The organism is Oikeobacillus pervagus (genome assembly GCF_030813365.1).
Taxonomy (GTDB): Bacteria; Bacillota; Bacilli; order Bacillales; family DSM-23947; genus Oikeobacillus; species Oikeobacillus pervagus.
Map to the genome: position 1 here is coordinate 1 of NZ_JAUSUC010000022.1, position 14,662 is coordinate 14,662.

General features: G+C 33.7%; 11 protein-coding genes and 1 pseudogene. 7 read left to right on the forward strand and 5 right to left on the reverse strand.

The window, feature by feature from the left end:
- Positions 1-138 precede the first annotated feature (138 nt).
- From aceA to ligA, 4 genes and pseudogenes are all read right to left on the reverse strand, one after another.
- Entirely contained in the window at positions 139-1,422 is a 1,284-nt protein-coding gene (gene aceA, locus J2S13_RS09650) for an isocitrate lyase (protein WP_307257546.1), read from the reverse strand.
- 26 nt (positions 1,423-1,448) lie between these two features.
- Positions 1,449-3,041: a malate synthase A gene (aceB, locus tag J2S13_RS09655; protein ID WP_307257547.1), complete on the reverse strand. Its 1,593-nt coding sequence runs from the start codon at positions 3,039-3,041 to the stop codon at positions 1,449-1,451.
- A 591-nt stretch (positions 3,042-3,632) separates the two neighbouring features.
- Entirely contained in the window at positions 3,633-4,799 is a 1,167-nt protein-coding gene (locus tag J2S13_RS09660; protein WP_307257548.1) for a CamS family sex pheromone protein, read from the reverse strand.
- 83 nt (positions 4,800-4,882) lie between these two features.
- Positions 4,883-6,478 (reverse strand): annotated as a pseudogene (gene ligA / locus J2S13_RS09665) (NAD-dependent DNA ligase LigA); the annotation flags it as partial.
- A gap of 232 nt (positions 6,479-6,710) precedes the next feature.
- Here ligA and J2S13_RS09670 point away from each other — a divergent pair.
- The 4 genes from J2S13_RS09670 to J2S13_RS09685 are packed head-to-tail and all read left to right on the forward strand — an operon-like array spanning position 6,711 to position 12,631.
- Positions 6,711-8,045 (forward strand): tyrosine-type recombinase/integrase, encoded by a 1,335-nt coding sequence (locus J2S13_RS09670; RefSeq protein WP_307257549.1) that lies wholly within the window; start codon positions 6,711-6,713, stop codon positions 8,043-8,045.
- 13 nt (positions 8,046-8,058) lie between these two features.
- Positions 8,059-10,230 carry a tyrosine-type recombinase/integrase gene (locus tag J2S13_RS09675; protein ID WP_307257550.1) on the forward strand — a complete coding sequence of 724 codons (2,172 nt, stop codon included), beginning with the start codon at positions 8,059-8,061 and terminating at the stop codon, positions 10,228-10,230.
- Entirely contained in the window at positions 10,227-12,107 is a 1,881-nt protein-coding gene (locus J2S13_RS09680; protein WP_307257551.1) for a tyrosine-type recombinase/integrase, read from the forward strand. Before J2S13_RS09675 ends, J2S13_RS09680 begins: the two co-directional genes overlap by 4 nt.
- A complete protein-coding gene (locus tag J2S13_RS09685) occupies positions 12,095-12,631 on the forward strand; it encodes a hypothetical protein (protein WP_307257552.1) in 537 nt (178 codons plus the stop codon). The genes J2S13_RS09680 and J2S13_RS09685 overlap by 13 nt, the downstream gene beginning before the upstream one ends.
- Before the next feature lie 252 nt (positions 12,632-12,883).
- Here the strand turns inward: J2S13_RS09685 and J2S13_RS09690 are convergent, their stop codons facing one another.
- Positions 12,884-13,114, reverse strand: a complete 231-nt coding sequence (locus tag J2S13_RS09690; protein WP_307257553.1) for a helix-turn-helix domain-containing protein — start codon at positions 13,112-13,114, stop codon at positions 12,884-12,886.
- Positions 13,115-13,376: 262 nt separating this feature from the next.
- Between J2S13_RS09690 and J2S13_RS09695 the strand changes: the two genes are divergently transcribed.
- The 3 genes from J2S13_RS09695 (at position 13,377) to J2S13_RS09705 (ending at position 14,628) form a co-directional block, all read left to right on the forward strand.
- Positions 13,377-13,796 (forward strand): hypothetical protein, encoded by a 420-nt coding sequence (locus tag J2S13_RS09695; protein WP_307257554.1) that lies wholly within the window; start codon positions 13,377-13,379, stop codon positions 13,794-13,796.
- A 70-nt stretch (positions 13,797-13,866) separates the two neighbouring features.
- Positions 13,867-14,193: a hypothetical protein gene (locus tag J2S13_RS09700; protein WP_110113997.1), complete on the forward strand. Its 327-nt coding sequence runs from the start codon at positions 13,867-13,869 to the stop codon at positions 14,191-14,193.
- Positions 14,194-14,205: 12 nt separating this feature from the next.
- Positions 14,206-14,628, forward strand: a complete 423-nt coding sequence (locus J2S13_RS09705; protein ID WP_307257555.1) for a hypothetical protein — start codon at positions 14,206-14,208, stop codon at positions 14,626-14,628.
- Positions 14,629-14,662: the final 34 nt, after the last annotated feature.

Sequence of the window (14,662 nt, forward strand, 5' to 3'; positions counted from 1 at the left end):
ACCTCACGATAGCCACCTTGTCTTTCGCTAACAGTTCCTACTGCCAAGCCTGTAGTGGACTTTCACCACCAAGTATCCGCCCATGCAGGGCGCACCTAAAAATAGGGTCCAAATCGAACTTGGACCCTATTTCTTCTATTATTTATTTGTTTGGAATTGCTCTTCTTCAGTAGAACCTTTAAGAGCTGTTGTAGATGATTCTCCACCAGAAACAACCATCGATACTGCATCGAAGTATCCTGTTCCAACTTCACGTTGGTGACGAGTTGCTGTGTAGCCATCCTTTTCAGCATCAAATTCTGCTTGTTGAAGTTCAGAGTAAGCACCCATTCCACGATCTTTATATCCATTAGCAAGGGTGAACATGCTGTAGTTAAGAGCATGGAACCCAGCCAATGTAACAAATTGGAATTTGTATCCCATTTTACCAAGTTCAACTTGGAACTTTTCAATTGTTTCATCATCCAATTTCGCTTTCCAGTTGAATGATGGAGAGCAGTTATAAGCAAGAAGTTTGCCAGGGAATTTCTCATGAATTGCCTCAGCAAAACGACGAGCTTCTTCTAAGTTTGGTTCTGAAGTTTCGCACCAGATTAGATCTGCATATGGAGCGTATGAAAGACCACGAGCGATCGCTTGATCAATACCAGCCTTTGTACGGAAGAAACCTTCAGATGTACGTTCACCAGTAATAAATGGAGCATCAATTGGATCCACATCACTTGTGATTAAATCAGCAGCATTCGCATCTGTACGAGCGATTAATACTGTCGGAGTGCCCATTACGTCTGCTGCAAGACGTGCTGCGATTAGGTTACGAACCGCTGTTTGAGTAGGAAGAAGCACTTTACCACCTAAGTGACCACATTTTTTCTCTGAAGAAAGTTGGTCTTCAAAGTGAACACCAGAAGCTCCGGATTCAATCATACCTTTCATTAATTCAAATACGTTTAATTGTCCACCAAATCCAGCTTCAGCATCTGCTACGATTGGAGCAAAATAATCAACAGAATTGTCGCCCTCCATATGAGAGATTTGGTCTGCACGTTGTAACGCTTGGTTAATACGTTTTACAACATGTGGAACACTGTTTGCTGGGTATAAACTTTGGTCAGGGTACATTTGACCAGCAAGGTTTGCATCAGCAGCTACTTGCCAACCACTCAAGTAAATTGCTTTTAGACCAGCTTTTACTTGTTGTACAGCTTGATTACCTGTAAGTGCACCAAGAGCGTTAACAAAGTCTTCTTCGTTTACAAGTTTCCATAGTTTTTCAGCACCACGTTGAGCTAATGTGTATTCGATGTCGATTGAACCGCGAAGTTTAATAACCTCTTCAGCCGAATAAGGACGAGTAATCCCTTTCCATCTTTCATCCATTTCCCATGATTCTTGAAGTTTTTTAACGCGTTCGTTTGTCATTGTAAATCCTCCCCTAATAAGTATATTTATAGAATTTTGTAACCTGGTATAGTTAAAAATTCTTCAAAAGCATCATTTAAAATTAATTGATCAAAGAGTTGTGTGGCTTCATGAAATCTCCCGGAAGCAAATGCTTCTTCCCCAATGTCCTGTTTGATTCTTTGCAATTCTTCCTGCTTGATTTGGTTATACATCTGTCTGGTCACTTTTCTTCCGTCATGTAAAACCCCCTTCTGATGTCTAATCCATTGCCATAGTTGTGCGCGGGAAATTTCTGCAGTTGCTGTATCTTCCATTAAGCCATAAAGAGGTACAGCCCCATGTCCGCATAACCATGATGCTATATATTGAATCCCAACATAAATGTTGAGGCGGACTCCATTTTCAGTAATCTTTCCTTCAGGGAGAGCCAGCAAATCTGTTTCAGAAACATGAACATTTTCTAGTTTCTTTGTTTCAATTTGGTTTGCTTCTGGCATTTCACGATTGAACACTTCCATCGCAACTGGAACTAAACTGGGGTGTACAACCCATGTCCCATCATAACCATCCCTAGCTTCCCTTTCTTTATCAGCTCTTATTTGTTCAAACGCTTGCTGATTCTTTACTACATTGTCTTTAACCGGAATTTGTGCGGCCATACCGCCGATCGCTGGTGCCTTGCGACGATGACATGTTTGAATCGTTAACAATGAATACGCTCTCATGAAAGAAGAAGTCATTGTTAGATTTGATCGATCCGGCAAAATCATATCCTGGTGATTTCTGAATTTTTTGATATAACTAAATAGATAGTCCCAACGTCCGCAGTTTAATCCCGCAGAATGTTCCTTCAATTCATAAAGGATTTCGTCCATTTCAAAAGCCGCAACAATAGATTCTATTAACACAGTTGCTTTGACGGTTCCCCTTGGAATGCCAACATACTTTTGGGCGAAAACGAAAACGTCATTCCATAGCCTAGCTTCTAAATAGGTCTCAAGCTTAGGTAAATAGAAATAAGGACCGCTTCCATTTTCCACTGTACGCCTAGCATTATGGAAGAAGAATAAACCAAAGTCTAATAAGCTTGCCGAAACCGGCTCACCATCTAGTAATATATTCTTTTCTTCTAAATGCCAACCGCGTGGACGTACCATTAATGTAGGAATTTGATCATGAAGTTGGTGTACTTTTCTATTTGGGTCTTTAAATGAAATTGTACGATTTACAGCATCTCGTAAGTTAAATTGACCCTCTATGATATTTTCCCAAGTAGGAGAAGTTGTATCTTCAAAACATGCCACGAAACACTTCGCCCCTGAGTTCAATGCATTGATCACTATTTTTCTCTCAACGGGACCAATAATTTCAACACAACGATCTTGTAAATCTGCTGGCATTGGTGCAATCTTCCAGTCACAGTCTCGAATATGTTTGGTTTCTTCTAGGAAAGTAGGCATTAGTCCGTTATCAAGATCTCGCTGTCTTTCCCGTCTTTTCTGTAACAGGTTCCTTCTCCTATCACCAAAACGTCTCTCCAGCTGTTCAATGAATTGTAATGTCTGAGGTGTTAATATTTCTTCATACCTAGGATGCATGGGGCCAACAATTTGTATGCCTGCTGTTTGAGTAGTCATCGTAAATTTCACCCCCTTTGTTATATCACAGTCAATCACCTTTGATTGTATTATATAACAGGATTCAGAAAAATGGAACCTTAATTTTCTAATAATTTTTAATTTATTTAACTTTCTATGAGTTTTTCACTTGGTGAATTAAAATAGACCACATAGGGTGAAGGTAATTTCTCTAAGGCGTTAATCTAGTAACTTTTGTTTGACTAGGATCAATCATTGATGTAGGATGGTTTTCTATTTCTTTCATTATGCCCTTAAATCAATTATTTCTGAAAATAAATATAGAATGAGGTTTTTCTGAATGATGTTGTATATTTTTTCACATATATAGCTAGAGAGTGTTAAAAATCGTTTATTTCCAATTATTTTATCACAAAAGCACAAAAAAATTATTTATTTTTTTGAATATTACAAGTATTCCAGACGAATAAAGTGAAGCTTCATTCAGTTAGGGATGAAGAAAACCCCCACCTATCTTCTTTGTTTCCAAATCATATCAGGTGGAGGTTTTACGGCCAATTAGCCTCTGACCCAAAATAATAAAATTTGGACCAGAGGCCAAGAGTTAAAAAGGATATTGTTTCGTAAATTCTAATGATAAATATGCACGAAAGGTTCTTTCTCATTCTGTTTTTTCACAATTAAAGCTTCCGGGCCATTTACAGATGTGATACTGACTTCTATTGGGATATATGCTGGGAAATGCTCTAAAATAAGGCCCGTAACAAACTGTGTAAAACCAATGGATTCCGCTTTTCCATAAAATTGAATGGGAATCTCAATTTTCAAATCTGATAATTGATCTCCTTTATAAAAGGCACGACCAATAACCCCATTATAGTTCTGGAAGTATTTCTCCACATCTTGTTTGAAATTGAAGAAATAAGTAATGTCATCACGGTGATCTTTCTCTGCTTCTGGTGATGGGAAAAGGTAATATCTTTCGTCCATCTTCTCCCAACCGTTAATATTCACTTGCCCACTATCCAAGTGAGTATAAGCAAAAAAATGACCCGGTACTACAGAATTACTTCCTTCCTGTTGGAAAAGGGCAATCGTAATAGGAATACTTTTAAATTCCTTTCTTTCTCTAAGACGATTTGCCACTTCTTGAGCTATTTTCTTTCCTTCCTCTTCCACTTTTTTCTGGGATAGCTCAACATCAAATGTAGCACCATATTTTTCCTTCTGATAATAATGGATAGAGTTTAAAGCTAACCCAATGACCGCTCCCTTTAATAAAATTTTCTGATCATCGGATTTCATTAAATAATTATGTTCCATAATATGTGCAAGATAAATTGGATTATTCTTATTCCGATCTTCGATTGAGCCTTTTTCATCATCTATAGGATTTAACCCCAAGTTTTCAGAAGGCTTTAATTTCTTTTCCTTCAGTTGGCTATCTGTATATTTTCGCTTGAGCCAAGATGAGATCGTTTTTTCATCTAAATATTGCCCTTCCTGAAATAGATATTTTTCTGGTGAAAAATTCTCCTGGGCAATTCTCATTAATCCTGTTTCAAACTCCACAATATCATATCTTGTATTAATATTGGAGACAACCATTCCCCTCGCTTTTCCAGGGCGGAAAGGCAAAATATTCTTGTAATAATTTTTAGAAATTTGGTAATGAGGAATAATCGCCTTTTGCTTCTTTTCATCCCCACTAATGATTTCTTCTTGTTTTTTAAAACTCGGAGCACAACCGCTTAATAGAACCATTACTGCTATTGCAACCGATAACCATTTCTTCATAACGGCACCTCTTACTTAACAAAATGAGACGAAACTATTTCCCCAACCATGAAATTAAATTGGTCTATATAGCCGTCGAATGATCATTCTTTTTCCAACTCTTCTAAAAGCCGCTTCTCATTCCAAATTTCAATCCCGAGCTCTTCTGCCTTTCGAAATTTGGAACCGGCTTCTTCCCCTGCAATCACGACATCTGTTTTTTTACTTACACTTCCAGCCACTTTTCCCCCAAGCATTTCAATCTTATCCTTTGCTTCATTTCTTGATAATTGTTGCAATTTTCCTGTAAGAACGACTGTTTTCCCTGCAAAGAAAGAGTTTTCTTCTTCGATTCTCTCTCGTTTTGGACCTTTGTAAACCATATTAACATGAACTGTTTTCAGCTCTTCGATTAACTGATTAACTTCTGGTTGATGAAAATAGGAAACAATCGCATCCGCCATTTTTTCTCCAATTTCATTAATAGATGTTAATTGTTCCATTGTAGCCTCTTGTAAGTTTTCAATCGTTTCAAAATGTTGTGCTAAAGTTTTTCCCGCTTTTGCTCCTACATGACGAATTCCCAGACCAAATAAGAGCTTTTCTAACGAATTTGACTTGGATGCCTCGATAGCGTTCACTAAATTTGTCGCCGATTTATCCCCCATACGCTCTAGTTGAATCAGTTGTTCTTTCGTTAACTTATATAGATCGGCAACATCCCGGATAAGTCCCTTTTCAAATAATTGACTAATGACTTTTTCTCCTAACCCATCAATATTCATTGCATCACGGGAAACGAAATGAATCAATCCTTCTCGAATTTGTGCTGGACATTTCGGATTCATACAGCGAAGGGCTACTTCCCCTTCTAATCGAATAAGTTCACTTTCACATGCTGGACAATGGGTCGGCATCTCGAATTCTTGCTCTTCTCCTGTACGTCGCTCTTCAATGACATTCACCACTTCGGGAATAATATCTCCCGCCTTTTTAATGATAACGTAATCCCCTAACTTAATGTCCTTCTCTCGAATTAAATCTTCATTATGCAGGGAAGCTCGTTGTACAGTCGTCCCTGCTACTCTTACCGGATCTAATATAGCCGTTGGAGTAATTACCCCTGTCCGCCCAACGCTCAGCTCAATTTTCAGCAATCTTGTCACAACTTCTTCAGCCGGAAACTTATAAGCAGTTGCCCATCTTGGACTTTTGGCTGTATTTCCGAGCTTAAGTTGTTGTGCGAGCGAGTCGACTTTTATCACGATTCCATCAATTTCATACGGAAGATTTGGACGCTTGTCCACCCAACTGTTTACAAAGTCAATCACTCCGTCGATATTCACAAATGTTCGACGTTCTTTATTCGTTTTTAGCCCTAAATCATCCAACAAATCTAATCCTTCACTATGCGAGAGAACCCCCGTTTCGCCGATCTCTCCAATCCCATATAAATAAGTATCTAAATTTCTAGAAGCAGCAATTCGAGGATCTAACTGCCGCAGGGAACCTGCCGCAGCGTTTCTCGGATTAGCAAACGGTTCTTCTCCTTTTTCCTTTCGTATTTTATTCAATGATTCAAAGGAACTTTTCGGCATAAATGCCTCTCCCCGTACTTCCATTGAATACGGTTTTTTTAGACGTAATGGAATTGACCGCACTGTTTTCAAATTGTTCGTAATATCTTCCCCAATATAGCCTTATCAGTAAAATGTTTTTTGTACAAACGTAACAAAAGCCTTAAAATACTACACTTTACTAAATCATTTTACATTATAACGATTTAGACAACCAAATGAAATACGTTATATACTATTTACCGTAAAAATACGACTAATTCCTACAGAAAAATTTTATGGGTAAAAGATAAATTGTCAAATTATATCGAGGATGCTAATATTATTTACAAAATATTCTTTAAGGTGAAAATTTATGTATATGATAACTGAATTTAATTCTCTGGATGGTATCTATTATGAAAAAAGATTTATTACAGAAGGTGGAGAGGTAATTTTAAAAGATAAAGTACATTTTCAAAATGCAAAAATTCATTATGAAGGTACAGAATATGTCTTCCTATACGACATAAAAATGAATCCAATACCTGAAGTTTTTGATTACTTAAATTTTGAACTTGAAGGTGCTTCTCCGAACCATCGATATACCGCATTAAATGCCTTGAAATTCTTATATTCTTTTTTAGAACTGTACGATTTGAAATTAGATTCACTTTCAAAAAATGATATCCTGAATCTATTTTCTTTTCTTGAAGGAATCTCAAGAAAGGGAACATTATATCAGTTAGAACTTTGTACCTTACGAAGTCCTTCAACTATTAATACTTATAATGCTATATATAGGAACTTCTTTTTGTATTTAGGTTATGATAATTCTCCTATCCTTAAGAAAAGTACAAATTATAAACTTATATATAATGACGAAACAGATTCTCCAATGAAGATATATAAGTATGATGTAAGTCTTGAAGATTACAAACCTGAAATTAGCACTCCAATGTACATACGTGTTGATGAATTTAAGAAAATTCTGGAGGTAATTAGAAACGAATATACGCTCAAAGAGGAATGTATTGTACGTTTAATGTTTGAAAATGGGTTACGTCTTGGTGAAGTTCTGGGAATTACAAATGAAGACATTGTTGTAAATGATAGAGGTAATTTTTTATATTTACGTAACCGTTGTTCGGATTCATCTGACCAATTAGCCAAAGGGCGTATGATTCCTAAAAATAAAAAAGAATATCAAATGAAGAAATATAAAACAAAGGACATAGGATATCAAGTTGTTAATTTAAGTGATGTTTTATTGGATAAAATTAATGATTACGTAAACGAATATCATTTAAATGACAGTGTTAAATTTCAAAAAAATTATCTGGAATACACATATGCTGACTCGGTTGAAGACGAAAATACAGATAATTTCTACATATTTATAAACAGTATAGGAAAACCTTTAAGCCAGAATTTATGGGGTAAAACATTAAGAAAGATTTTCAAAAAAGCTGGATTAAATGTCGACAAAGAACAACGAGAAAATAATTTAAGTCATCGATTTAGACATGGGTATGCCATGTTCATGGTCCAATACAAAAATGTTGATGCACTTACCTTAAAAAATCTTCTAAGACATAATAACATTAATTCTGTTAAACATTATTATCGCCCAACCGATGAAGAAGTTATAAAAAAGAGAACAAGTTTAGTTGAGTCCATTTATGAAGTAATACCAGAACTAACCATTTGAAGGTGAATAAGAAATGACTACGAGTCCCCCAAGCGTATTTGCTTTTAAAGATAAAAAGATACAGAAAGTAATAGATTTATTTTTCAATAAAACAAGAGCTAAAGGAAATATAAAATATTCCAGTTTTGACGTTCAAATTGTGAATAAAGTTATAGACCTTATTCCACAAGATATTGATTGTTCATCTATCACTTGGGAGTTTTTTCAGGAACTATTTAATAAAAGTATAGAGAAAGAGATGCAAGATTGTACATGTAGGTTAATATCGGAATTAATAAAAAATGATTGCTACAGTGGCGATTATATAGAAATAGTAGAAACATTCAAAACTGTACACACCAAAAATTTGGTCGAGGCACTATTCTTGATTTTCTCTAAATCCCTATTACCGCATAATTTAATTGTTTTTAAGAAGAATACACGTACCTCTTGTTATGTAAATGATTGTACGAATCTCTTTCTATCATTCTTACTCAGAGATTTTGTTGTTCATAATACTACAGCTCATAGTCATGAGTTTTATAGAAATTTTCAAGCAAGTCTTGCTGATACCTTAATAACTAAGATAACTGATTTCAATGCAAGAACTTTTAAAACACAATACTATTTTTATAAGAATTTCAAAGAAAGAGTTCCTCTGCTAACTTTACTAAAAAAGTTTTATCTTAAACTACTAAGTTCTCCTGAAGGGAAAGACATATTGCATTGGAGAGACGGTATAGATGGTAATATGCTTCAAACAGTAAGTTTTAACAGGAATTACGAAGAGGGATTTCTCCCTATCCCTTTAAATCCATTTGACCCAGTTCCAGCATTTGATAAATGGTTAATAATGCCAAACGGTGCTGAAAATAAAACAACTAAAATAAACAGCTTTTCATATAAACCCATCAACTTCTCCTTATGTGAAGATGAAATTTTAAAAGATTGTGTAAAACATTGGTTTTGGAATTCTAAAGTTAGTTTAACCGCAAGAATTGACCAAGCGTATGTAATTATTAAATTCATAAACTTCATATATGATTTGAGGAATAAGTTCAGCATTAAAAGAATGACACAATCATTTGATGAACAAGATTCTATTAGTGTAGAAGAAATATTCTCCTACGTACAATTTGTAAAAAACAATAATAAAAATGTTCAATACATTTCAAATGTAAAAAAATTCCTTGATTACCTTAATGAAAACAATCTTTATTATGTAGAGCCAAGTGGATTTAAATATTTGGTCTCTAAACCAAGGGAAATGAGAAATTCCGCAAGAGATATTTCAAATGAAAATCTAATGAAAATCGAAGCAAAGTTAAAAGAGAATGCACATGACAATTATTTAAATACCCTTTACTATATCGTTTTCCATATTGCTATTGCCACAGAATTTAGGATTTCTCAGATTATAAATCTAAAAGTGAATTGTTTAATAAAGGGTGTTAAAAAGGATTATTACTTGGAATCGAATACGAAAGTTTCAAAAGGAAAAAAAGTAAAAATACCTATTACCCCTTATACTCGGAGATATATAGAAACTGCTATAAAATTCACTCAAGAAGTAAGAGATAAATGTCAAGATATTTCCATTAAGGAACACATTTTTATTCACGAATATTCAAATTTGTATTTTAAGGTAATAAATGTCCGAACTTTCTCTGATTACCTAAAACGAATCTGTTTAGAATTAGGCATTGAACCTTTTACAGCACAAAATTTAAGAGATACTTATATGACTAAATCATTAGAATATGCCATCAAGAATAACTTATCAGATTTGGAACTAAAGGCTTTGACTAACCATAAAAATATTAGCACAACCACTAATCACTATGTTGCTGAAAAGATTAATGATTATCTTGAAGCAACACATATGGTTGTTATAGGGAATCCAACTATAAAGGGAAATATAGTAACTGAAACAGACCATAAGCACGAAGACCTTGTAAATGACCAATGTGGATACTGTCCTTACGAATCTTGTATCAGAAGAGATGATAATTTAGATTGTTTAATGTGTTCAGGTTTCATAGCTACTGTTGATAGGATACCTTTTTATGAAGAAAAGATTAGAAGTATCGATAGTGAAATTAAATCAGCTAAACTACCTACAGATAAAGAACGTTTAGTCACCATAAAACGACTTTATCTTGCTTATTTAAGGAAGTTATTGGAGTTAAGGGAGACTACAGGATGAATGGTACTTTAAAAGAGATTAACAATATCCAGTGGCTATTTTCAGATGAATATGATGATTCGGTGTTAAAAGGTGTAACAACGAATAGAATTTTCAATCATATAAAAAGAATTGATAAACTACCAATTGTTTCGGGAGAAATTTACTTTTCAGATGATGTATGGGATTTCAATTCAGTCACACTTAAACGTGTTCCAAAGAGAAAATCTACATATGATTTTACAAAGGTAGATGATGCTTTTAAAGAACAAGTAAAGTTCTTTGCTCTGACTAAAGTGTGGGAAGATAAGGATAAGATTCAAACTATCTACAAAACTCTTGGGAATATAAAAGATTTTGTAAAGTATCTCTCAACAAATGATATTTATTCTCTTGAATATGTAAGCCTTCAATCGGTTAAAAAATACTTTGATTCTAAAAGTCACCTCGCACCTAATACTATTCGGAGTTATAAAAATTGCATTAATGATTTTTTTCAATTCTATTCAAATAACTACCATAAAATTGATTGGATTGAAATAAACAAATATCTTAGTCTTACCAAAAGAGACAGTCAAGAACTTAAAGCACAAAGGGAATCTAACAAATGGGATACCATTCCAGATGACTATTTTAACAATTTAATATCTTGTCTCAGTAATATCATGGATAACGAAAATGCCCCAATTGACGATAGAGGGATTTCTGCAATGGTCATCATATTATCTCAAACTGGACTAAGAAATGGAGAGATTTGTGATATTCCATTAAATAGTTTAGAAAGCGTAAAAATCCTAAATGGAACGAAAACAGCCTATTACATGCGATATAAAACAACAAAAGGTGTAAAAGGAAACGGTAATTTTAAGGAAGTAAATACAATCATGACAGATTTAGCTTGTCGGGCTTATTACACTTTAGAAAAAATTTATGAGGACAGAAGAAAAGAAATAAAAAGTGGTCTGCTATTTGTACCTCTAAAGGCAAGAACACTTCCTGTAACTGAAAATGCTTTATCCAGAATGTTAGTAAATATCTCCTTAAAATATGGTGCGGAAATCGGTTGTATTAACGTAAAAGATAAGTACCCAAAACTAAGTCATCAAAATATTGGAGTTTTGATGAAGCGTAATGCAGTAAGTAAAGAATATCTTAAAAACTACAAACCGACAGATACAATAAGCACCCCTCGCCCACATCAATTCAGGGTGAAATTGTGTAATGAGTTTATTAATCAGGGTGTTTCAATATTTTACGTTCAAAGACACATGAATCATTTAACAAAGGAAATCACCTATGGTTATTATAGACAGGAACAGGACTTAGCCAAAGAGAAGGAATTAGCTGAATCTGTAATGAAAATGCTTGTTACAGGCGAATCACAGGTTATGGGCGAAGGTAGAGATACTTTAATGCTACGTATAAATGAATATATTGAAAAGTCTAATTTAAATGTAGCTACAGATTTAGATGAAATCATTAGTGGATTAACAAAGAAGATGCCCATTAGAGCGAAGAATGGGGGTATCTGTATAAAGAGTGGTCCTATTAGAGAGTGTAGTAAAAGCGATGGAACGGATAACTTGTATTGTGCATACGGTATGTGTACTAATCTATTTCACTCTTTTTTTATGATAGATATAAATTATGAAAAATATACTACTTTATTAAAAACCATTAAATACAATCAAGACAAAGGATTCAAAAAGGCAGTTGAGAAAGAAACCAATAAGTTGAAATATATTGTAGAGAAGTTTCTTATTCCAGAACTTGAAGAGTTGGCTAAAGAGACCAAATTAAAAGGTGAATTGCCCATCAAAGAAAAGTTCCCACAAGTATCCTTTTTTATTGATAACTATGAAACTATCTATAAGGAGGTTAAGGCATGGTTGAATTAGTTGATACTATCACTCTTACCTTAGAAAAAATGAATGTCGATACTGAATTAGTTGAACCGAAAAGTTGGGAACAACTAAAAAAAATAGAAAGTGTGTTAAGTGAAGCATTCAAAGTACAAGAAGAATTAAAAAATGCTATCAAGGACACCAGACCTTCCGTTAATAAAACAGCGACAAAGTCAAATATCGCTCGACAAACTTTTTATAATAATAACCTTTTAAAACAATATACTGAATTCAGAATAAGTGAATACAATAACTCTGACCCTATTAAAAAAAATGAAAAACTTTTGGAGAGAATCGCAGAACTCGAAAATAAAATAAAACTTATGTCAGAGAGAGATGTCAGCCTGGAACTCATGCGAAGAAAAATCACGTTGTTAGAAAATAATTTAAAAAGTATTAAGAAGGAAAACAAAGAACTTCACGAGAAATACAACAACTTAAAATACAAGAATAAAAATGGCAATAATGACCTAAGTCCAAATAACTCCAAGGTTACAATATTTCCTAATTTAAAATAGTATCAAAAGCCATTTAAAGCTATTTAGAAGAAGAATAACATATGTTGTAATACTTTTTTATTCGAGAGCTAAAAATCTCGTTATATCGGCTTGTAGAGGCTGTGAAAATGTCCTAAATTATAAAATACTAAACTCATAAAGTAGAACCGCTCAAACTTAAAATTTGGGTGGTTTTTTACTTCACCAAGAAAGAAACCTTTGAAAGACGCTCAGGCTGCCGAAAACATTCGGCAGTCTAAAAAAGAATAAATTCTATACTTTCTTTTCTATTTTACAGAAAAGTTCTGAGGTCTTAATATCTAAGCCTTCGGCTATTTTGACGATGTTTATCAAAGAAACATTTCTTGTTCCTCGTTCCACCTCACTAATATAAGTTCTATGAAGACCTACAATTTCTGCAAATTTTTCTTGAGAAATATTTTTCGAGAGTCTTAGTTCTTTTACAGCAAGTCCAAATTTGATTTTGATATATTTATCTTCCATAAAATCAATTTAAGAAAATGCACACTATATATCTACAGACTATGAGTGACATTTTGTAAAAAGTTGACTATAATAGATAAGCATTATAAAAATATCTTTTCCTGAAGTAAGAGGTTGATTATATGAATAGCATAATGCTGATTATCGTAAATGATATATATTTTAACAAAAAACACTTTATTTCCTTCGGGGAGTAAAGTGTTTTTTGTTATCCTATCTTGCTTGAAGGAATAAGTAAATTATTTTTTACAGGAGGATTAATTTGAAAATAGAAAAATGGGCAATAGAAAAGGAAAATAAAAACACAGCATATTTGTGTATTTCTATGAGTGGAGAAGGAAGAAATTTCAACTCACTTATGAAAAGTATTGAAGCAATGAAAATCCAGAGGAAAATAGGAGAACTTTGTTCTTATTATTCTGATGATGGGAAGTTACAATGGCACAGAAACAGAGTATATATTGATAGGAGACATCAAATCAATATCTTTATGATGAACGGTAATTTGCAGATTGTAATTGGTGAAGTTACCTTAAGTATTCATGGCTTTGAAGCTAAAAGTAAGGTTAAAGAATTTGCAAGATTAACAATAGCAATTACTTTTGAAGCAATAAGTCCTTTGTTGTGTGTTAAACCTTCAGAACTACTTAATTTTATCGTCATTAAAGACATAAGGAAATAACTATGTAACGGATATGAGACTGGATTTCTTATTTTGAACGATGATGTCATTAGAAGAGGGGGAAATCTTTTTGGACAGGATGGATGAATTACTTAATTCATGGCAATTAAATCGTGCCTACAATAAGTTTTGGGAAGACAAAGGTGACTCTATCCAAAGCATATATGAAACAATTGAGAATCAATTTAAAGATATTTTCTTTACTGGTTATGAGACAGGGCACGAAGATGGCTACTTTAGTGGTAAAACAGATGCTAAGGTTAAATTAATGGTTAAATTGGCGGTTCATACAAATTTAGACGATAACACAATACTAAAAGTCCTGGAAAAAGAAAATGAAGCACATTTCATAAATGGACTAAAAGAAATTAGAGAAAAACAGAAGAATGAAGGTTAAGGAGAGTTGAAAATGGAACTTATTCCTCGCAGAGAACCACAAAAAATAACTTATCAACAATACGAAGAAAATACCCCAGAAAAAACAGAAATGTACCAGAACGATATCTTCTTTGACGAAGCAGAAAGAATAAAAATGCTTAATCTCCTTATGACTAATGTTGGAATGGAAACAATGGTTAAAAACTTGTCCAGGGAAACCCAAAGGGAATTGATAGATATTTTGGAAGAGGTAGAGATGGAAAGAAAATGTGTGGAAATGGTTGAACAAGAAGTATTAAAATTTGGTCGTCAAATCAAAACAGACCATGAGTACAAATTTGATAAGCAAAATAACACTTTATATATCTTTTTTCGTGTGTTCGACACTAACTCCATTTGGTCTATTAAATACACTTTTAACAAGGCTCTGTTACAGCATACTGTTGTTTTATAGTAAAAATAAAAGAGATTCAATCTGAACGAACCTC